We start from the raw sequence: 18,555 nt of genomic DNA on the forward strand, positions 1-18,555 counted from the left end.
GTTGTGTGCAGATGATTTCCAACGTGAATCGATTGTCCCTGGCGGTCGGCATGGTCATCGCGACCCTGGTCGGTCAGGCGGCGGCAGCGCCTGCGCCCTCGGAGAACGCCACGATCAATCTGATCCGCTTGCTGGTCGAGCAGGGCATTCTGAAACAGGACAAGGCCGACGCGCTGATCGCTCAGGCGCAGAACGAAGCGGCGCAGGCCAAGCAGGCCGCCGCTTCCACCGCCGTAGCGGCCGGGCCGGTGGCGGCGCCGGGCGATGTGCGCGTGCAGTATGTGCCGGCCGCGGTGCGCGACCAGATCCGCGATCAGGTCAAGGCCGAAGTCATGGCCACCGCCAAGCAGGAAAACTGGGCCGCGCCCAACACCTTCCCGGACTGGGCTTCGCGCATCAGCTTCGATGGTGACATCCGCCTGCGTGACGAGTCGCGCTACTACTCCGGCAGCAACAGCAACGAAATCGTCGACTTCGCCAAACTCAACAACAACGGCCCGTACGACGTGAACCCCAACAGCAGCACCAATCTGCCGCCGTTGCTCAACACCCGTGAAGACCGCACCAACCAATTCCGCCTGCGCGCACGGCTGGGCATGAAAGCGGTGATCTCGCCGGAATGGACCGCCGGCATCCGCATCGGTACCGGCTCGGACAACAACCCGGTGTCGACCACGCAGAACCTCGGCGGCGGTTTCGCCAAGAAGGACATCTGGCTCGATCAGGGTTACCTGAACTGGAAACCCACCGACGAGTTGACCCTGACCGGCGGGCGTTTCGCCAACCCGTTCATGTCCACCGACATGCTGTATTCCAACGACCTGAACTTTGACGGGGTGGCGGCGATTTTCGACCACAAGCTCAACCGCGACTGGGGCGTGTTCGGCACCGTCGGCGCGTTCCCGGTGGATTACACCAACGACACCACCACCAGCAACGGTTTCGACAAGGAAGAAAGCGACAACAAGTGGCTGTACGGCGCGCAGCTCGGCGCCAAATGGGCGATCAACAGCAACAACCGCCTCAAGGGTGCGTTGGCCTATTACCGTTTCGACGACATTCAAGGGCAGCGCTCCAGCCCATGCGAACCCTGGGCCGGCGCACCGGGTTGCGACACCGACGGCAGCCGCGCGGCCTTCATGCAGAAGGGCAACAGCGTGTTCCTGCTGCGCGACATCACGCCGAACCCGGCCAACCCGACCACCACGCCGCAGCCGCAATTCGTCGGTCTGGCGTCGGAGTTCAACCTGCTCGACCTGAACCTGGTGTGGGACGCCGATCTGCCAGAGGACTTCAAGCTGCGCAGCCAGGGCAACTACATCCACAACCTCGGTTACGACGAAGGCGACATGCGCAAGCGCTCCGAGGGGCAGATCGTCAACAACCTCAACAGCAACGGCGAGATCGAAAGTGGCGCCAATGCGTGGATGGTGCAGTTCACCCTCGGCAATGCGCTGGACCTGAAGAAGCAGGGCGACTGGAATATGTTCGCCGGCTACAAGTACATCCAGCCGGACGCCTTGCCCGATGGCTTCAACGATTCCTCGTTCCACCTCGGCGGCACCAACGCCAAGGGCTATTTCCTCGGCGGCAATTACGGTCTGGCGAAGAACGTCTACGCCACCGGCCGCTGGCTGAGCACCGAGGCGGTGTACGGCGCGCCGTTCGACATCGACGTCTTGCAGCTTGAGATCAACACGCGCTTCTAAGGCGCCGGGAGTACGGTCATGCACGCACGAGTTTTTCTGTTGGGGCTGAGTTTTTTCATGGCTCAAGGGGCCAGCGCCGAAGGCATGGAAGAGCGTCTGCGCACCCAGTTGCGCAGCACCACTCAGCAGTTGCAGGCCCTGCAGAGCCAGCAGGCCCAGGCCAGCGCCGCGCAATTGGCGACGCAGAACGAAGCCAAGGCCGCGCAGGCGCAGATCAAGCAACTGACCGCCGAACTGGCCAAGGCCAAGGGCGTCGCCGAGCAGTTGGCCGGCCAGCAGCAGAACCTGCACAACCAGGCCCAGGCGCAAGTCGCCGCCAGCAGCGAGCAGGTCGGCAAGTTCAAGAAGGCCTACGACGAGTTGCTGGTCATGGCCCGTGCCAAAGAGGCAGAACGGTCTAAGCTTCAAACGCAATTGGCTGAACGTGACACACAAGTGCAGCAATGTTCAGTCAAGAATCAGCAGATGTACGGCGTCGCCAAGCAGATCCTCAGCGCTTACGAAAACATCGATGTGGCCGAGGTGATGAAGATCCGCCAGCCCTTCGCGGGCAGCGCCCGGGTCAAGTTCGATGAACTGGCCCAGGGCTTTGGCGATGAACTGTACAAGACTCAATTCGATGCGCCACAAGCTGCGATTGCGCACTGATTAAAAGACTCATAGACAAGGAAGAAGTAATGACTCAATTGATCTCCCACGTATCCCCACAATCCCTGACCGAAGTCCTGCAAGCCGCCGGTTATCGCGTCAACCAGACCGAGCAGAACGGCATCGTCCAGCTACTCAGCGCCAGTCAGGGCATCGGCTATGCCGTGCGTTTCGGCAATCCGGCGGTGGAGCAGGGCAGCTATGTCGATTTCACTTTCAGCTGTGCGCTGCGGGTGCAAGGTGAGTTGCCACAGGGCGTGGCCGAACAGTGGAACGCCAGCCGGCGTTTTGCGCGGTTGTCGTTGCAGGGCGAGTTTCTGGTGATGGAAATGGACGTGGTGCTGGCGGCCGGTGTGAGCAGCGATCACCTGCGCGGCAACCTGGAATTGTGGGATCGCCTGCTGCAGGAGTTCATCGTCTACCTGCGTGATTTCAGCCAGGCCGCGCAAGCTTCGACAGCCAAAGTCGCTACCGCTGAGCAAGAGGAAGTCGCGCTGTGAAAAAGCCTGCCATGGTGATCGGCGCCGGGGCAGTGGCGCTGTTGGTGGTAGCCGTGGCGCTGGTGCTGCGACCGGGCACAGACCCGGTTGCCGCCCAGCAATCGTCGCCTATGGCGGCGGTTGCTGCTACGCCTGCGGTAGCGCGACTGGGCAATCAGCAGGTGACACCGCAGGAATTGCAGGCACTGCTGACGACGGTCCCTCCGGCGACTCGCGAGCAATTGCGCGGCAACCGTGAAGCACTGGAACGCTGGATTCGTGCGCGGCTGGCGGAGAAAGCGGTGCTGGAGCAGGCCGACGCTCAGGGCTGGGCGCAGCGTCCGGACGTGGTGCGGCAAACCCGCGCGGCCAGCGAGCAGATCGTCTTTCGCGATTACCTGCGCTCGGTCAGCACAGTGCCGGCGGACTACCCGAGTGCGGCCGAGTTGCAGCAGGCGTATGACGCTGGCAAAGGCAACTGGCAGACTCCGGCGTTGTATCGGGTGAGCCAGATTTTCCTCGCTGTGAATGAGCCGCAGAACCTCGAAGCGGTGCGCAAGCAGGCGGCGGAGCTGAGCAAAAAGGCTCAGGCCGCACCGAGCGATTTTGCTGCACTGGCAAGCCAGCATTCGCAGGATCGGCAGACCGCCGAGCGCGGCGGCGACAGCGGGCTGCAACCGTTACAGCAATGGGTGCCGGAGGTGCGGGGTGCGGTGGCGAAATTGAAGGTCGGCGCGGTGTCCGATCCGCTGCAGAGCGCCGCCGGCTTCCATGTGATCAAACTCACCGAACAGCAACCGGCACGTACCGCGACCCTCGACGAACTGCGTGATCAACTGACCCAGGCCTTGCGTGCGCAACGTCAGGAGCAGATTGCCCAGGCGTATCTGGACGGGATGCTCAATACCGCGACGTTGAGTATCGACGGGGCCGAGCTGAACAAGGTCCTCGAATCCAACCATTAGAGCACTGGCACACCACAAACCCTGTAGGAGTGAGCCTGCTCGCGATAGCGATGTGTCAGGCAAAGAGATGTCAGCTGTGCCGACGCTATCGCGAGCAGGCTCACTCCTACAGGGGATCTGCGCAATGTCTAAATACAAAGATCGACAGGGAGTCATCGATGTCATTCACCGAACCTGCAGGACGACAGGGTAACCACGACTATCGCTGGGCACAGGGCGAGCGCGAACCGTGGCTGGCGCAAGCCGCGAGCATCGATGCCGAGGTCGCGCAATATTTTCTGGTCAGCGCCCGCTGCGGTTGCTTCATGCAGGCAGCGCGCAGCCTCAATGTGCGTTCGACCTTGCTGCGCAAACAACTGGCGCAGCTTGAGCAAACGCTGCAGCACTCGCTGTTCAGCTTTCAGGGCAGCGCCCTGAGCCTGACCCGTGAAGGTCAGCAGCTGCAGGCGCAACTGGTCGCGCTGGCCCACGAACGCAAACTGCCGGTGGTCGAGCAGCCGCTGATCCGCTTGGCGGTTGCCGAATCAATCCTGCATGACATCCTCGGTCGCGACCTGATCGCGCTGCTGCGCCGCAATGCCAGTGTGCGCCTGGAGATCATTGCGCTGGACAGCGAACTGGCGCTGCGCGCGGTCAGTGCCGACGTGGTGCTGTGGTTGGCCCACGGCGACAGCCCCAACCCCGGCCCGGCCTTCGCCACCAGCCAGCCGCAGGCCCTGGCGCGTCTGGATTACCTGCCGCACATCGCCAAGCGCTATTCCCGCGTCACCGCGCGCCCGGCGAGTGCCGATGACCTGAGCGATTTCATGCTGGTGCAATGGCAGCACGACCGCCAGATCGACAGCTTCCGGCCGTGGAATGAGCTGGTCGAACAACGTCTGGCCGGCGTGGTACAGATGCAATCCTATGAACTGATGCTGGAAATGATCCGCTGCAGCGCCTGCATCGGTTTGCTGCCGGCATACATGAGCCGTTTCGACCGCGGGCTGGTGGCGTTGCCGGGGTTGTTCGATGAGCCGATGCAGTTACAGGCGTGGCTGGCGGTCAACGCTGATTCCCTGGCGATAGAAGAAGTCCGCACGCTGGTCGAACTCATCCACCACACCTTCAACGAACGCCAGGAATGGTTCCAGACCTGACCCAATCCCCCGCGTACGCCATTCCCTGTAGGAGCTGCTGCAGGCTGCGATCTTTTGATCTTGTCTTTCAAAAGCGAAGTCAAAAGATCGCAGCCTGCGGCAGCTCCTACAGTTTGTATGCGTCGGTCTTTGCGGTTTAGAGTGATTGGCCACACATCGATCCAGGAAGGATCTGCCATGCCCGACCACAACCCCGCCATCACCCTCGAACGCTTCAACGAATCCCATATCGAGGCCGTCACCGCGCTGTACAACGATCCGGCCGTGACCCGGCAGGTGCTGCAGATGCCGTTTCAGTCCACCGAGATCTGGCGTCAGCGCTTGCTGGCAGAGAACGAGCGGATGGTCAAACTGGTGGCGTTGCATCAGGGCGCGGTGGTTGGTCATCTTGGGCTGGAAAATTATTCACGAATTCGCCGCGCGCACGCCGGCAGCGTCGGCATGGCGGTCGCCGTGGCGTGGCAGGGCAAGGGTGTCGGTTCGAAACTGCTGGCGGCGGCGCTGGACATCGCCGACAACTGGATGAACCTGCACCGGGTCGAACTCTCGGTGTACGCCGACAACGAGGCGGCCATCGGTCTGTATCGCAAGTTCGGCTTCGAGAACGAAGGCCTGTTTCGTGACTACGCCGTGCGCGACGGGCAATGGGTCGACACCCTGAGCATGGCCCGCCTGCGCAATCGCGCGACCTCCTGACTCAGTCGCCCAGAGCGAACGCCACCGCCGCCTGCGCATGCAGTTCGGTGGTGTCGAGCAGGGGCAGGGCGCTGTGTTCGGGTTTGACCAGCAGGCCGATTTCCGTGCAGCCGAGGATGATCGCCTGGGCGCCGCGCGCGGTCAGCGTTTCGATCACTCGTTGATAGATTTTGCGTGATTCGTCACTGATCACTCCGACGCACAGTTCGTCGTAGATGATCCGATGCACGTCCTTGCGCTCGGCGTCGTCCGGCACCAGTACCGTCAAACCCTGTGCAATCAGACGCTGCTTGAGAAAATCCTGCTCCATGGTGAACGCCGTGCCGAGCAGACCGACCGTGCGCGCATCGATGGCCAGTGCTGCCTGCGCCGCCGGCTCGGCAATGTGCAGGAACGGAATGCTGATCGCTGCCTGAATCTGCTGCGCGACCTTGTGCATGGTGTTGGTACACAGCACCACGCATTCGGCACCGCCGGCTTCCAGTCTGCGTGCGGCATCCACCAGAATCGCTGCTGCGTCGTCCCAGCGCCCGGCGTGCTGGGCCTGTTCGACCGGGCCAAAGTCGACGCTGTACATCAGGATTTGCGCCGAGCGTAGCGGGCCGAGGCGGTCGCGGACCTGTTGATTGATGAGACGATAATATTCAGCGCTGGATTCCCAGCTCATGCCGCCGATCAGGCCGATGGTGCGCATTGAAATTCCTCGAACAATGGCCCGTATTGGAAAAGTCGGGCTCCAGCGGAGTGTCCATCGGTTCAGGGGCATATGCCAGTACAAAGCAACTGTACCGTTGATCCTTTTGCCAAGTGTCACGGTGCCGGCGTTCGAGGTTTAACGTACGCCGGCGCCTCGATCTGTCACTATCGACTATCGCAGGCTCTCCCCGAGGAACGTACCGATGAACGACGTACAACAACTGGGCGAAATGCTTCGTCACTATGCCGAGAGTGAAGCACACAAGAAGCAACTGTTCGAAACGCAGTCACAGGCGTGGACCAGCCGCATCACCGAGCTGTTTGGCCAGATCCAGCAATGGCTGGAACCGGTACAGGCACCGAACCTGCTGGAGGTGAGCCGCGAGGCTTACGTCGCGTTCGGCCCAAGCACACCGGTGGAAACCTCGACCTTCAACACCGAAAAACTCAGCATCGTGATCGCCGGCAAACCGGTGGAATTCGTGCCGGACGTGATGGGCAGCGCGGGACAGATTTCTCTGGCGGTGATGGGCCTGACGGCGGCGCGCTATGGCAGCATCTCGCTGGTCGGGCTGCCGAGCGGCGAGTGGCAATGGCGCAAGACCAATGGCTTGAAGGATCCCGACACGTTTGTGTTTGATGCGGACTTTCTGGCGCAGCAGTTGCAGAGCCTGATTCCCCGCGACCGCACCTGACCTCACAACAACCCCCCTGTAGGAGCTGCCGAAGGCTGCGATCTTTTGATCTTGTTTTAAAAAATCAAAGTCAAAAGATCGCAGCCTGCGGCAGCTCCTACAAGGGGCGGGGTATTACATTTCGAGGTTGATCCAGCCCGCCTTGGCCTCTTCCGGCGCCACCGCCTTCACGGTTTTGCCCGTCGCCAGTTCCACCCGCCGTGCCACCTCCGGATCATCGGCAAACGGCACCATGCTCGCGTCATCGAGGCTTTCAGTCGTCTGGTGGCGCAGGCAGTACTCCACCGCCAGCCACAGAAACACCACGCCCAGCACATTCAAGAAAATATCCATCCTCTTCGGCTCCCTGCCTCAGGCGATCTGCGCCTGGCTGCGCGCCAGCGATACGTCGGCGACCCGTACCGTGCGCCAGACGTTGTAGGCCATCAGCAGCATGCCGCTGAGGAAGAACACCCCGCCGGCAAAGCGCACGATGAACCCCGGATGACTGGCCTGCAGCGCTTCGACGAAGGAGTAGGTCAGCGTGCCGTCCTCGTTGATCGCCCGCCACATCAGGCCCTGAGTGATGCCGTTGACCCACATCGACGCGATGTACAGCACGGTGCCGATGGTCGCCAGCCAGAAGTGCAGGTTGATCAGCGGCGTGCTGTACATCTGCTCGCGGCCAAAGACTTTCGGCACCATGTGGTAGGTCGCGCCGAAGGTGATCATCGCCACCCAGCCCAAGGCCCCGGCGTGAACGTGGCCGATGGTCCAGTCGGTGTAGTGGGAGAGGGCGTTGACGGTTTTGATTGCCATCATCGGCCCTTCGAACGTCGACATGCCGTAGAACGCCAGCGACAGCACCAGGAAGCGCAGAATCGGGTCGGTGCGCAACTTATGCCAGGCACCCGACAAGGTCATCATGCCGTTGATCATCCCGCCCCAGCTCGGCGCCAGCAGGATCAGCGACATCGCCATGCCCAGCGACTGCGCCCAATCCGGCAGCGCGGTGTAGTGCAAGTGGTGCGGGCCGGCCCAGATGTACAGGGTGATCAGCGCCCAGAAATGCACGATCGACAACCGATACGAATACACCGGGCGGTTGACCTGTTTCGGCACGAAGTAATACATCATTCCGAGGAAGCCGGTGGTCAGGAAGAAACCCACAGCGTTATGGCCGTACCACCACTGCACCATGGCGTCGGTCGCCCCGGAATACACCGGATAGGATTTGAACCAGTCCACCGGGATCGACAGGTGATTGACCACGTGCAACATGGCGATCACCAGAATGAACGCACCGAAAAACCAGTTGCCGACATAGATGTGTTTGGTCTTGCGCTGCACCACGGTGGTGAAAAACACGATGGCATACGCGACCCAGACCACCGCCATCCACACCGCGCCGGAGAATTCGATCTCGGCGTATTCCTTGGTGGTGGTGTAGCCCATCGGCAGGGTGATCAGCATGATCACGATCACTGATTGCCAGCCCCAGAAGGTGAAGGCCGCGAGCTTGTCCGAATACAGGCGCACCTGGCAGGTGCGCTGCACCGCGTAGTAACTGGCAGCGAATTGCGCGCTGCCGGCGAAACCGAAAATCACCAGGCTGGTGTGCAGTGGCCGCAAGCGGCCGAAGGTGGTCCAGGGCAGGTCAAGGTTCATGTCCGGCCACACCAGTTGCGAGGCGATCCATACCCCCATCGCCATGCCGACGACACCCCAGAAAACTGTCGCGATAACGAATTGGCGGACGACCTTGTAGTTATAAGCCTGTCCGATTGTTGCTGTGCTCATGGTCAGTTCTTCCACGGTTGCAAAGTCTTGCCAGGCCACCCGGTCTGGCACGAGCTGCACTGTAGGAAGACCACTGGAAACAAAACAGGCTCAGGAATCTTTCATTTGTACGGATCAGATTGAAGTGCTGCCTGCGGCGTTCTGCCACGCCCTGATACGGTTTTTATCGTTTCAGGTGAATCTGTTGCGTACTGCGCCGTAGGGCCATAGTGCTGGCAAAATCTGTAGGAGTGAGCCTGCAGGAATTGCGCACAATTCTGATGAGGTAGCCGCTGCATGTACCAATACGACGATTACGACCGCGCGCTGGTGTTCGAGCGCGTTGCGCAGTTTCGCGATCAGGTCGAGCGCTTCATGGCCGGCGACTTGAGCGAGGAGGAGTTCCTGCCGCTGCGCCTGCAAAACGGTCTGTACCTGCAAAAGCACGCCTACATGCTGCGGGTGGCGATTCCTTACGGCACCCTGAGTGCCGAACAGATGCGCACGCTGGCGAGCATCTCCGCCGATTACGATCGCGGCTACGGCCACTTCACCACGCGGCAGAACCTGCAATTCAACTGGATCGAACTGGCGCAGGTGCCGGACATCCTTGAGCGCCTGGCGCAGGTCAACATGCATGCGATCCAGACCTCCGGCAACTGCGTGCGCAACATCACCACCGAAGCCTTCGCCGGGGTCGCGGCGGACGAGATGATCGACCCGCGCCCGCTGGCCGAGATCCTGCGGCAATGGTCGACGATCAACCCGGAATTCCTCTTCCTGCCACGCAAGTTCAAGATCGCCATCTGCTCGGCGAAGCAGGATCGCGCGGCAATCATGATGCATGACATCGGCCTGTATCTTTATCCGGGGCGCGCCGGGCAAATGCTGCTGCGGGTGATCGTTGGTGGCGGGTTGGGGCGCACGCCGATCCTCGGCCTGCAGATCCGCGACGGTTTGCCGTGGCAGCATCTGCTGTCGTACGTCGAGGCGGTACTGCGGGTCTACAACCGCCATGGCCGGCGCGACAACAAGTACAAGGCGCGGATCAAGATTCTGGTCAAGGCGCTGGGCATCGAGGCGTTCGCCAAAGAGGTCGAAGAAGAATGGCAATACCTCAAGGACGGCCCGGCGCAGCTGACCGAGGCTGAATATGAGCGGGTCGCCAGTGCCTTCGTGCCGCCGATCTATCACACCCTGGGCGATACCGATCTGGACTTCGGCACGCGTCTGGCCGAAAGCCCGGCGTTCGCCCGCTGGGTCGCGCGCAACGTGCAGCCGCACAAGAAACCGGGTTACACCAGCGTGGTGCTGTCGACCAAACCGGGGCTGAGCGCACCGCCGGGGGATGTCACCGGTCAGCAGATGCTGGCGGTGGCCGACTGGTCGGAGCGTTTCGGCTTCGGCGAGATTCGCATTGCCCACGAACAGAATATTGTCCTGCCCGATGTGCAGAAGTCTGATCTGTATGAACTCTGGCGACTGGCCTGCGAGCGCAATCTGGGCAGCGCCAACGTCGGCCTGCTGACCGACATCATCGCCTGCCCGGGCGGCGATTTCTGTGCGCTGGCCAACGCCAAGTCGATCCCGATTGCCCAGGCGATTCAGGCGCGTTTCGACAACCTCGACTACCTGCACGACCTGGGTGACATCAGCCTGAACATCTCCGGTTGCATGAACGCCTGCGGCCACCACCACATCGGCAATATCGGCATTCTTGGCGTCGATAAAAACGGCAGCGAGTGGTACCAGATCACCCTCGGTGGCGCGCAGGGCAAGCACAGCGCACTGGGCAAGGTCATCGGCCCGTCGTTCAGCGCGACCGAAGTGCCACAGGTGATCGAACGGATCATCGGCACCTTTGTGCGTTACCGCGAAAGCGAGGAGTCGTTTGTCGACACCGTGGCGCGCATTGGCCTGGAGCCGTTCAAGGAGCGGGTCTACCCGAAAGCGCTGGAGGTGTCGGCATGAACAATCTGCTGCGCCTGGAGCAAGGTGTTGCGCGGCTGATCGAAGACGATCCGTGGACGCTGATCCGCGAGCCGGAGCAGGGCAGGCCGCAAGGATTGCTGATCCTGCCGCTGGCGCACTGGCTGCAATCACCTTCGACTCACGCGGTGTGGCTGGGGCCGGACGATGAAGTCGAAAGCGTGGTGCCGTGGCTGGCCTCGCTGCCGCTGATTGCCCTGGATTTTCCGAGCTTTCGCGACGGACGCGCCTACAGTCAGGCGTATCTGCTGCGCAGCCGGTTTGGCTGGGCCGGCGAGTTGCGGGCGATTGGCGATGTGCTGCGTGATCAACTCAGCCATATGCGTCAGTGCGGGTTCGACAGCTTTGCGGTGCGCGAGGACAAGTCGGCCGAGGATGCCCTGAAGGGACTGGCCGGCATGAGCGTGCTGTACGGCCGCTCGGTAATAGAACCACGGCCGTTGTTTCGCAGACGCTGAAGACTCGGTGGCGAGGGAGCTTGCTCCCGCTGGAGTGCGCAGCACTCCCAAACAGGCATGATGCGATCCGTCAGATAAATCGCGTTGTCTGGTTTGGGGCGGCTTCGCCACCCAGCGGGAGCAAGCTCCCTCGCCACAGGTGTTTTGCGGTGACAAGCAAGGGAAACCCTTACATCCCGCACCATTCCCGGATTTTTCCTTGGGTCGATGCTGGCCTTTTGGTAGAGTCGCCGTCGCCAGCGGGTTTTCGGCTGGACGACGGAACGAAGAAGGGAGTCTGGGTAGTGAGTGCGGGCAAAAAGATTTTGGGCCTCACGGCGTTGCTGTTGATGCTGACGCTGTGGGCCAGTTACTTCTATGTGTTCAAGGAAAACCGCGACGGCCAGTTGGGCGGCGCCGGTGAAAGCACCGCGTGGTGCGGCGCGCCGCCGTCCACCGAAGCGGCGCTGTTGGGCAAGGATCAATTGACCTTGCGGGTCACCAACAACCTGCGCGGCGAGTTCATGCTCAGTGGCTCGCTGGTGGTCTCCGAACGCACCTTCAACCGCTACGATCTGGGCCGCAACGAACTGCGTCTGCGCCTGGAACCGTTGCAGTGGTCGTATGGCGTCACGCCGATCTTCCTCGAACAGGTCAAGGTCCAGCCGCTGAGCCGCAACCTCGCCTCGCCGACCAAAAGCGCCTACGCCGAGCTTGAGCCACGGCCGATCGGCGTGCAGGGCCAGGTCACCGAATTCCCCTTCGACACCTATCGCTACGGCTACAAACCGGTGCTGTATTACCTCAAGGGCAGCGAGCGCATCGACCTGCGCTTCAAGAACATCACCACGCTGATGGACATGTCCAACACCTTCACGCCGATCCAGAAGTACAACCGCGTCGAGTACATCAACGAGAAAAACTCGATGATCCGCGACGAGGACTACAAGGCCTACGGCCCGCACGAGTGCGCGTTCAGCGTCGAGCGCAAAGGCTCGTTCAAGGTCGTGGTGCTGTTGTTCCTGCTGGTGCTGTGCCTGCCGCTGCTGCACGTGTTCTATCGCGACGAGCCGGGGATCGACTTCCTCGCCACGCTGGTGACGATTGCCGTGGTACGGGTGCTGCTGGTGGGGCCGGTGCAGGACTTCCAGTTGTACAACATCGACTTCCTGTTCGGCGCGGCGATCCTGCTGGTGGGCTCGGTATCGCTGATCAAGGCGATGCGCGCCAACAGCCGGCGCGAGATGGCCTTGAAGAGCGGGGCAACGTCTTCCTGGTGATGCGGCCCTGAACATGACCCTGTAGGAGCTGCCGCAGGCTGCGATCTTTTGATGTTGCTTTTAAAAAACAAGATCAAAGGATCGCAGCCTGCGGCAACTCCTACAGGGCGCTTTATTTCAGCGCCGGATCGCTCATGTTCATCTTCTTCCACCCCTGCAGCAGCACCTGCGCCTTCGGCTCCTGGCCGTTTTCCAGGTAGTACTGGATCAGCGACAGCCGAGCATTGCGGTTCGTCGGTTGCACCTTGAGCAAGCGCTCCAGCTCGTCACACGCCTCAGTCACCTTGCCACTGTCGTGCAACGCCACCGCCAGCACATATCCGTACTGCGCGTTCTGCGGCTCCAGTTGCGCGGCTTTGTGCAGCGCGGTCATGGCTTCGGCAGTCTTGCCGGCGCGGATCAATGACAGACCACGGGTGTGCTGTAACAACGCAACCTCCGGGTGTGCCTTGAGGCTGTTGTCGAGCAGGGTTTGCGCTTCCTGTCCCCGGCCATTGGCCTCCAGCCATTGCACCAGCGTCACCAGTGCCGGGTAGAAATCCGGATCGCGTTTGAGTGCCGTGCGCAGCAATCCTTCGACCTCGGCAGCGCGGCCATTGGCCTGATACAACATCGCCAGATTCAGGTTGGCCTCGGCCCGTTCCGCGAGATTGTTCTGCACCGCCTCATACTCGGCAATCGCCGCGTCCCAATTGGCCTGGGCGGCGCCGAGGCCGTTGTTGCGCGCAACGCTGAGCAGGTCCCGCGCCGCGACGATGCGCACGGCTTTCACCGGATCGCCGAGCAGTGGTGTCAGCAACGACGCGCGCTCGGCGGGTGGCAGGAAGGCACTGATCGCCCGCACTGCGCTTTCGCGAACCTGCGGTGCCGGATTCTGCAGATCCCGGGTCGCCAGTTTCAAGGCCTGATCGCTTGGGTACAGCGGCAGTTCAGCCAGTAACGTCGCACGCTGAATCGCTGGCAGATCGCTGCGCTGCAACTGCTCATACAAGGCGTTCGCTGCACCGGGCTGGCCGTTGCGGATCAGCCACAGGCTCTCGTCATAGCGAGGTGCCTGCGGGGCAGTCGCGGAAGCATTCCACAACTTGAACTGCGCGGTGACCTTGTCGCCGGCCTTGCCCTGATGACAGCTCAGGCAAGCGTCGGGCGTACCGAGTTTCTGCGCGCGTTCCGGGTTGGGAATGCTGAAGCTGTGATCATGGCGCCAGTCGTTGCCCATGTAGAACTTGCCGGGCATGTGGCAATCCACGCACTGCGAGCCGGGCTGGCCCGGGGCGTGGCGGGTGTGTTCGATGGAATCGTAGTTCTTCGCTTGCAGGCCCTTGCCGTCGACGCCTGCGACCGAAGTCTTGCCCGCCGTGTTGTGGCACTGCAGACACACGGCGTTGCCCGGTGCCTTGAGTTCAGTGCTGTGCGGATTGTGGCAGTTGCTGCAGCGCACACCCTTGTCGAACATTTTGCTCTGCAGGAACGAGCCGTGCTCGAACACTTCATCCTTGATCTTGCCGTCCAGCGCATACAGTTCGCGGGTGAGGGTGCTCGGCAGGTAGTCGTCCATCAAGCGCTTGCCGACGGTGTAGCCATCGCCCAGTGGTGCACGGCGAGCATGGCAGCGGGCACAGGTTTCGATCTCGACGCTGGCGTTCTTGTCCTTGAGGTCGACGACGAAACCCTTGCGGATCAGGTCGTCTTTTTTCTGCGCCCATTGCAGGTGATTCGATGCCGGGCCGTGGCAGGCCTGACAGCCGACGCCGAGGCTGTTCCACTGACTGTCGAACGTATTGCTGGCCGCATCGAAATTACGCTTGAAACCGGTGGTGTGGCACTCGACGCACATGAAGTTGGCGTTCTGGCTCGGCTTGCTCCAGTGCAGCGGATTCTTGAAGTTCACGCCCTGGCCGGGGTAGAGGTGAAACCAGCGGTGTTTCTCGGTATCCCAGGCCACACCGAGCGCCTGCAAACGGCCTTCGCCGACCTCGATCAGGTATTGCTGCAACGGTGCGATGCCGAAGGTGTAGGCGACTTTGAAGTCAGCGTTCTTGCCATCGATGCCGGGGGTATTGACCCAGAACTCGTCGCCCTTGCGTGAGAAGCGGGTGGTCTCGTTTTCGGCCTTGAAGGTGACGTTGTTGAAGTCGCCGAGCAGGGTTTCACTATTCGCTGCCTGCATCGCCAATTGGTGATGCGAGCCTTGCCAGTCCTTGACCTGCTCGGTGTGACAGCCTTGGCATTGTTGTTCATCGACCATGGTCGCAGGCTGCTGCGCCGGCGGATGCGGTTTGGCGACGACGGGCGCCACCGCGCTGATCGGCGGGGCCGTGTACGGCGCGGGCGCGGGGCTGAACAGAAACCAGCCAATTCCTGCCACTGCGGCCAGCAGCACGCCGATGGCGAGGGGGAACAGGTAACGTGAAGGGGACGGTCGGGGCGAATCGGGATCAGGCTGTACGACTTTATTTTTATGCTTGGGCATTACGACTTCCATGGTCCAGGTGCATTGGCCTGCTGGCGTGCATTCAAGCTTGATGCAGCTTTGCCGGATGCCCGGCGTCTGTCAAACGCCGGTTGTGAAGCAGTGCCCGGTCTCGTGCGAATTTTGTGGTTTTCAATCGCAATCGCCGGAGTTTTAGCTATACCTGTAACTCCCCCAACGCAATAGATTCAGGCCTTCTGACAGGAGTTACAGCATGAAGCTAGCAGTAATGATGGGCACCCTTTGCATCGCCACCCTTGGGGTGGTGGGTTGCTCCAGCAAAACCGTCGCTCCCGATGAGTATTCCGGCTTTCTCAAGGACTACAGCCAGCTCAAGGAGGCCAAATCGCCGTCCGGTGCCGAGGTGATGCGCTGGATCGATCCGAAGGTCGACATCAGCAAGTTCACCAGCGTGTACATCGAGCCAACCCAGCTCTATCCAAAGCCGCAACCGACCGCAAAGATTTCGCAGCAGACCCTCAACGGCATCACCTCCTATTACGATCAGGCGCTCAAGCGTGAAATCAGCAAGGATCTGCCGTTGGCCAACGGCCCCGGCCCTGGGGTGATTGTGGTGCGAGCGGCGATCACTGCCGTGAGCAGCAAGACCGAAGGCCTGCAGGTGTATGAAGTGATTCCGGTTGCGCTGGTCGCGGCAGCGGTCAGCACTGCCAGCGGTATCCGCGATCAGGAAACCACCCTGGCCACCGAAGCGGTGTTCCTCGACGGTGCGAGCAACAAGGTCGTGGCGCAAGTGGTGCGCAAAGGCACCGGTAAACCACTGGAAAATGAAACCCAGGCGATGAAGGCCAGCGACGTCAAACCGGTGATTGATGGTTGGGCGAATGACATGCATCAGATGTATCTGAAACTCAAGTCCAGCAAATAACCCCGGGTCCCTGTAGGCGCTGCCGCAGGCTGCGATCTTTTGACTTTGTTTTTAAAGATCAAGATCGACAGATCGCAGCCTGCGGCAGCTCCTACAGAGGGCAGCATTACTGCCCCACAAACCACCGGAAATACGGGTTCGCCCGATCCCCCTGCATCACCTCGCGAATATCCCGCCCCCACGCATCCCGATCACCGTCATACGCATGCAGGCTGGCGCGGTAAAACTGCATCAGGCGCTGGCGGTGCGTCTCCAGTCGCTCAGTGAACCCGGCCTCGGCATTCACCAGCGGTGGCGGCACATACAGATCCAATAGCGCCGGCAGCACCCGGGTGATTTCCTTGCTGCGCACCCACGGTGCGTATTCGATTCGGGGCTGATCGTCAGTCACTGCCGGCGCATTCGCCGCAAAGCGCTCAAGGCCTGCGCGGTCGGTGACCCAGGTCGCGAGCAACGCTGGGGCCGAGCCAATCCCGACATCCTGCAAGGTGCTGCGCACGCTGGCCTGCTGGAAGCGCTCGGTGATTTTCGCCGCGTCCAGCTCCATCGGTTGCAGCGAACCGACCAGCAGCATCTCGTGGAACTCGCTGGTCCACAGCGAGGCATACGGGAACACGTCGAGAAAGCTGCGCACCAGTGAACGCGAATCGTCGATGTTCTGGGTGGGCAACGGTAGCCACTGTGCGGCGATGCCTTGTTGTGCCAGGCGACTGGCCGCCAACTGGTAGAAGTCCCGCGAGTACAGATTGACCACACCGGCCGCCGATGGCGGTGGCGGTTCGAGGGTGATCAGGTCGTAGGTTTGCGCACTGCGCAGCAGTTCCTGACGACCATCGCGCAGGCGCACATCGACACCAGGATCGCTGGCGGCGTTGAAGTTGCCCTTGAACAGCGGCGCGGCCTTGACCACCGATGGCAGCAGCTCGGCGACCACCCGCTGTTCCAGCCCCGGATAGCGCAGCAGCGCGCCGGCGGTGATCCCGGTGCCGAAGCCGATCACCAGCGTCGAACGCGGCTCGCCGTTGTGGATCAGCAGTGGCAGCAGCGCCTGGATGCGCATGTAACGCAGCGACGGCATGGCATCGCCGGTATTGGACACGCCCTGAATGTACAAACGGTGGAAGGTGTTCTCACCACGGCCCTGAGCGACCACCGCCACGGTGCCGCCACGGCCTTCTTCGTAGAACGCCAGCGTGCCGTTGCGTGCTCCGGGCAGCAGACTGGCAAGTTTGTCGGCCGGCGTCAGTACGGCCAGTGCCACTGAAATCAGTCCCAGCGCGACCACCGCCTGACGCCGACCTTTTTTGACGTGGTGGCCCTTGCGCACGGCCACGTAGCCGATGCCGGCCGCGATGATTGCCAGCAAGCCCAGCGTGCGCACCAGACCCAGCAGCGGGATCAGCAGAAAACCGCAGAGCATCACCCCGACAATCCCGCCCAGCGTGTTGAACGCGACGACGGCACCGACGTCGCGACCGACGCGCTCACGCCCCACACTCAAGCGCAGCGCCAGTGGAAACGCCGCGCCGAGCAACAGCGTCGGCACGAACACGATGCTCAGCGCTGCCCCTGCGAAACGTGCGCTCATACCGACCAGTTCGCTGGCGCCCAAGGCCAGCAGCCAGCTCTCGGCCTGACTCTGGGCCAACACCAGCCAGCGCCCGAGCAGGGTGATTTCCAGCAAGGCGATCAGCCCGGCGCCGGCAATCAACAAACCGAACACACCCCACGGATCGCGAATGCGCTCGACGCGACGGGCGAGCAGGACGCTGCCGATGAACAGCCCGGCCAGATATGTGGCGAGCACCACGGCAAACGCGTAGGTGCGGGTGCTCATGAACTGCACGATCGACTGCGACCAGACCACTTCATAACCCAGCGCCACGCCGCCGGCGATGGCGTACAGCCACAACGCAGTGCGATCCGCGGCTGTCTCGGTGTGATGTTTGACCGGGGCCGCAATCGGCATCGGATGCTGACGCTGCAACCATAGCGCAGCGGCCGCGGCCAGCAGATTGAGCATCGCCGCAAACAACGCACTGCCGCGTACACCGAGGGTGGCGATCAGCACGAACGCGGCGAGCAGGGTGCCGACAATTGCGCCCAGGGTGTTGGCCGCATACAACTGACCGCCGGCCCTGCCCGGATCAGCCGCCAGCGAGCGCACCAATACCGGCAGCGTGCCGCCCATCAATACCGCCGGAATGCCCACCAGAGCGAATGGCAAAAGCCAGGCCAGGAGACCGACATGACCTTGCAGCCAGGCAAACGGGCTCGCCGCCAGGCTCATGGCAACCGTGGCGCCAACACCAAGAATCGCCACCAGTATTTCCAGCCCGGCGTAGAGCAGCACCGGTTGCTGCAAGCGATCAGCCCAACGCCCGAACAGCCAGCCACCGATGGCCAGCCCGGCGAAAAACGCGCTGATGCCGGTGGTGATGGCATAGACCTCGACGCCGACCACCAGCGACAACTGCTTGATCCACAGCACCTGATACACCAGCGCGGCGGCGCCGGAGATGCACAGCAGCAGGGCAGGGATCAGCAGCGCCGGGGTGGTGGCTTGGGTGGTGGGTATGGCCGACGGCTTGCTGGCGATACGTGAGGGCATGCGGATTGCCTTATTTCAATTCGGAAAGTGCTGTGACGGTGCCGGCCTCTTCGCGAGCAGGCTCGCTCCCACTGGGGATTTGTGGTGGACA

16 protein-coding genes are annotated in these 18,555 nt (G+C 61.9%); 11 read left to right on the top strand and 5 right to left on the bottom strand.

Annotated features, from left to right (window positions below):
* Positions 1-11: 11 nt before the first annotated feature.
* The 6 genes from BW33_RS25855 (at position 12) to BW33_RS25880 (ending at position 5,636) form a co-directional block, all read left to right on the top strand.
* Positions 12-1,709: a putative porin gene (locus BW33_RS25855; RefSeq protein WP_047602158.1), complete on the top strand. Its 1,698-nt coding sequence runs from the start codon at positions 12-14 to the stop codon at positions 1,707-1,709.
* 18 nt (positions 1,710-1,727) lie between these two features.
* Positions 1,728-2,357 (top strand): hypothetical protein, encoded by a 630-nt coding sequence (locus tag BW33_RS25860; protein ID WP_047602159.1) that lies wholly within the window; start codon positions 1,728-1,730, stop codon positions 2,355-2,357.
* A 29-nt stretch (positions 2,358-2,386) separates the two neighbouring features.
* Positions 2,387-2,857, top strand: coding sequence for a YbjN domain-containing protein (locus BW33_RS25865; RefSeq protein ID WP_047602161.1), 471 nt, complete (start codon positions 2,387-2,389; stop codon positions 2,855-2,857).
* Complete coding sequence (locus BW33_RS25870) at positions 2,854-3,801, top strand: peptidylprolyl isomerase (protein WP_047602162.1); 948 nt, start codon at positions 2,854-2,856, stop codon at positions 3,799-3,801. Before BW33_RS25865 ends, BW33_RS25870 begins: the two co-directional genes overlap by 4 nt.
* 158 nt (positions 3,802-3,959) lie before the next feature.
* The gene (locus BW33_RS25875; protein ID WP_047602163.1) at positions 3,960-4,940 is read left to right on the top strand and encodes a LysR family transcriptional regulator; all 981 of its coding nucleotides are present in this window, start codon (positions 3,960-3,962) and stop codon (positions 4,938-4,940) included.
* 177 nt (positions 4,941-5,117) lie between these two features.
* On the top strand, positions 5,118-5,636 hold the full coding sequence (locus BW33_RS25880) for a GNAT family N-acetyltransferase (protein ID WP_047602164.1): 519 nt from the start codon (positions 5,118-5,120) through the stop codon (positions 5,634-5,636).
* 1 nt (position 5,637) lies between these two features.
* Here BW33_RS25880 and BW33_RS25885 read toward each other — a convergent pair whose 3' ends face one another.
* Positions 5,638-6,330, bottom strand: a complete 693-nt coding sequence (locus tag BW33_RS25885; protein WP_047602165.1) for an aspartate/glutamate racemase family protein — start codon at positions 6,328-6,330, stop codon at positions 5,638-5,640.
* A 205-nt stretch (positions 6,331-6,535) separates the two neighbouring features.
* Between BW33_RS25885 and BW33_RS25890 the strand changes: the two genes are divergently transcribed.
* Positions 6,536-7,027, top strand: coding sequence for a hypothetical protein (locus tag BW33_RS25890; protein WP_047602166.1), 492 nt, complete (start codon positions 6,536-6,538; stop codon positions 7,025-7,027).
* A gap of 114 nt (positions 7,028-7,141) precedes the next feature.
* Here BW33_RS25890 and BW33_RS25895 read toward each other — a convergent pair whose 3' ends face one another.
* Both BW33_RS25895 and ccoN read right to left on the bottom strand, forming a co-directional pair.
* The gene (locus tag BW33_RS25895; RefSeq protein WP_047602168.1) at positions 7,142-7,360 is read right to left on the bottom strand and encodes a hypothetical protein; all 219 of its coding nucleotides are present in this window, start codon (positions 7,358-7,360) and stop codon (positions 7,142-7,144) included.
* An 18-nt stretch (positions 7,361-7,378) separates the two neighbouring features.
* Positions 7,379-8,806 carry a cytochrome-c oxidase, cbb3-type subunit I gene (gene ccoN, locus BW33_RS25900; RefSeq protein ID WP_003224481.1) on the bottom strand — a complete coding sequence of 476 codons (1,428 nt, stop codon included), beginning with the start codon at positions 8,804-8,806 and terminating at the stop codon, positions 7,379-7,381.
* A gap of 276 nt (positions 8,807-9,082) precedes the next feature.
* On the opposite strand from ccoN, the gene BW33_RS25905 reads away from it, so the two are divergent.
* From BW33_RS25905 to BW33_RS25915, 3 genes are all read left to right on the top strand, one after another.
* Positions 9,083-10,756: a nitrite/sulfite reductase gene (locus BW33_RS25905; protein WP_047602170.1), complete on the top strand. Its 1,674-nt coding sequence runs from the start codon at positions 9,083-9,085 to the stop codon at positions 10,754-10,756.
* A complete protein-coding gene (locus BW33_RS25910; RefSeq protein WP_047602172.1) occupies positions 10,753-11,232 on the top strand; it encodes a DUF934 domain-containing protein in 480 nt (159 codons plus the stop codon). Before BW33_RS25905 ends, BW33_RS25910 begins: the two co-directional genes overlap by 4 nt.
* Positions 11,233-11,516: 284 nt before the next feature.
* Positions 11,517-12,491, top strand: coding sequence for a hypothetical protein (locus BW33_RS25915; RefSeq protein WP_047602174.1), 975 nt, complete (start codon positions 11,517-11,519; stop codon positions 12,489-12,491).
* 112 nt (positions 12,492-12,603) lie between these two features.
* Here BW33_RS25915 and BW33_RS25920 read toward each other — a convergent pair whose 3' ends face one another.
* Positions 12,604-14,964, bottom strand: a complete 2,361-nt coding sequence (locus BW33_RS25920) for a tetratricopeptide repeat protein (RefSeq protein ID WP_047602175.1) — start codon at positions 14,962-14,964, stop codon at positions 12,604-12,606.
* A gap of 214 nt (positions 14,965-15,178) precedes the next feature.
* On the opposite strand from BW33_RS25920, the gene BW33_RS25925 reads away from it, so the two are divergent.
* The gene (locus tag BW33_RS25925; protein WP_047602177.1) at positions 15,179-15,853 is read left to right on the top strand and encodes a DUF3313 domain-containing protein; all 675 of its coding nucleotides are present in this window, start codon (positions 15,179-15,181) and stop codon (positions 15,851-15,853) included.
* 106 nt (positions 15,854-15,959) lie between these two features.
* Here BW33_RS25925 and BW33_RS25930 read toward each other — a convergent pair whose 3' ends face one another.
* On the bottom strand, positions 15,960-18,464 hold the full coding sequence (locus BW33_RS25930) for a fused MFS/spermidine synthase (protein WP_047602179.1): 2,505 nt from the start codon (positions 18,462-18,464) through the stop codon (positions 15,960-15,962).
* Positions 18,465-18,555 lie beyond the last annotated feature (91 nt).

The organism is Pseudomonas sp. RIT288 (assembly GCF_000631985.1).
GTDB lineage: Bacteria > Pseudomonadota > Gammaproteobacteria > Pseudomonadales > Pseudomonadaceae > Aquipseudomonas.

Coding starts and splice junctions, on each gene's coding strand:
- BW33_RS25855 (WP_047602158.1), top strand. CDS start 12: ATGATTTCCAACGTGAATCGATTGTCCCTGGCGGTCGGCATGGTCATC.
- BW33_RS25860 (WP_047602159.1), top strand. CDS start 1,728: ATGCACGCACGAGTTTTTCTGTTGGGGCTGAGTTTTTTCATGGCTCAA.
- BW33_RS25865 (WP_047602161.1), top strand. CDS start 2,387: ATGACTCAATTGATCTCCCACGTATCCCCACAATCCCTGACCGAAGTC.
- BW33_RS25875 (WP_047602163.1), top strand. CDS start 3,960: ATGTCATTCACCGAACCTGCAGGACGACAGGGTAACCACGACTATCGC.
- BW33_RS25880 (WP_047602164.1), top strand. CDS start 5,118: ATGCCCGACCACAACCCCGCCATCACCCTCGAACGCTTCAACGAATCC.
- BW33_RS25885 (WP_047602165.1), bottom strand. CDS start 6,330: ATGCGCACCATCGGCCTGATCGGCGGCATGAGCTGGGAATCCAGCGCT.
- BW33_RS25890 (WP_047602166.1), top strand. CDS start 6,536: ATGAACGACGTACAACAACTGGGCGAAATGCTTCGTCACTATGCCGAG.
- BW33_RS25895 (WP_047602168.1), bottom strand. CDS start 7,360: ATGGATATTTTCTTGAATGTGCTGGGCGTGGTGTTTCTGTGGCTGGCG.
- ccoN (WP_003224481.1), bottom strand. CDS start 8,806: ATGAGCACAGCAACAATCGGACAGGCTTATAACTACAAGGTCGTCCGC.
- BW33_RS25905 (WP_047602170.1), top strand. CDS start 9,083: ATGTACCAATACGACGATTACGACCGCGCGCTGGTGTTCGAGCGCGTT.
- BW33_RS25910 (WP_047602172.1), top strand. CDS start 10,753: ATGAACAATCTGCTGCGCCTGGAGCAAGGTGTTGCGCGGCTGATCGAA.
- BW33_RS25920 (WP_047602175.1), bottom strand. CDS start 14,964: ATGCCCAAGCATAAAAATAAAGTCGTACAGCCTGATCCCGATTCGCCC.
- BW33_RS25925 (WP_047602177.1), top strand. CDS start 15,179: ATGAAGCTAGCAGTAATGATGGGCACCCTTTGCATCGCCACCCTTGGG.
- BW33_RS25930 (WP_047602179.1), bottom strand. CDS start 18,464: ATGCCCTCACGTATCGCCAGCAAGCCGTCGGCCATACCCACCACCCAA.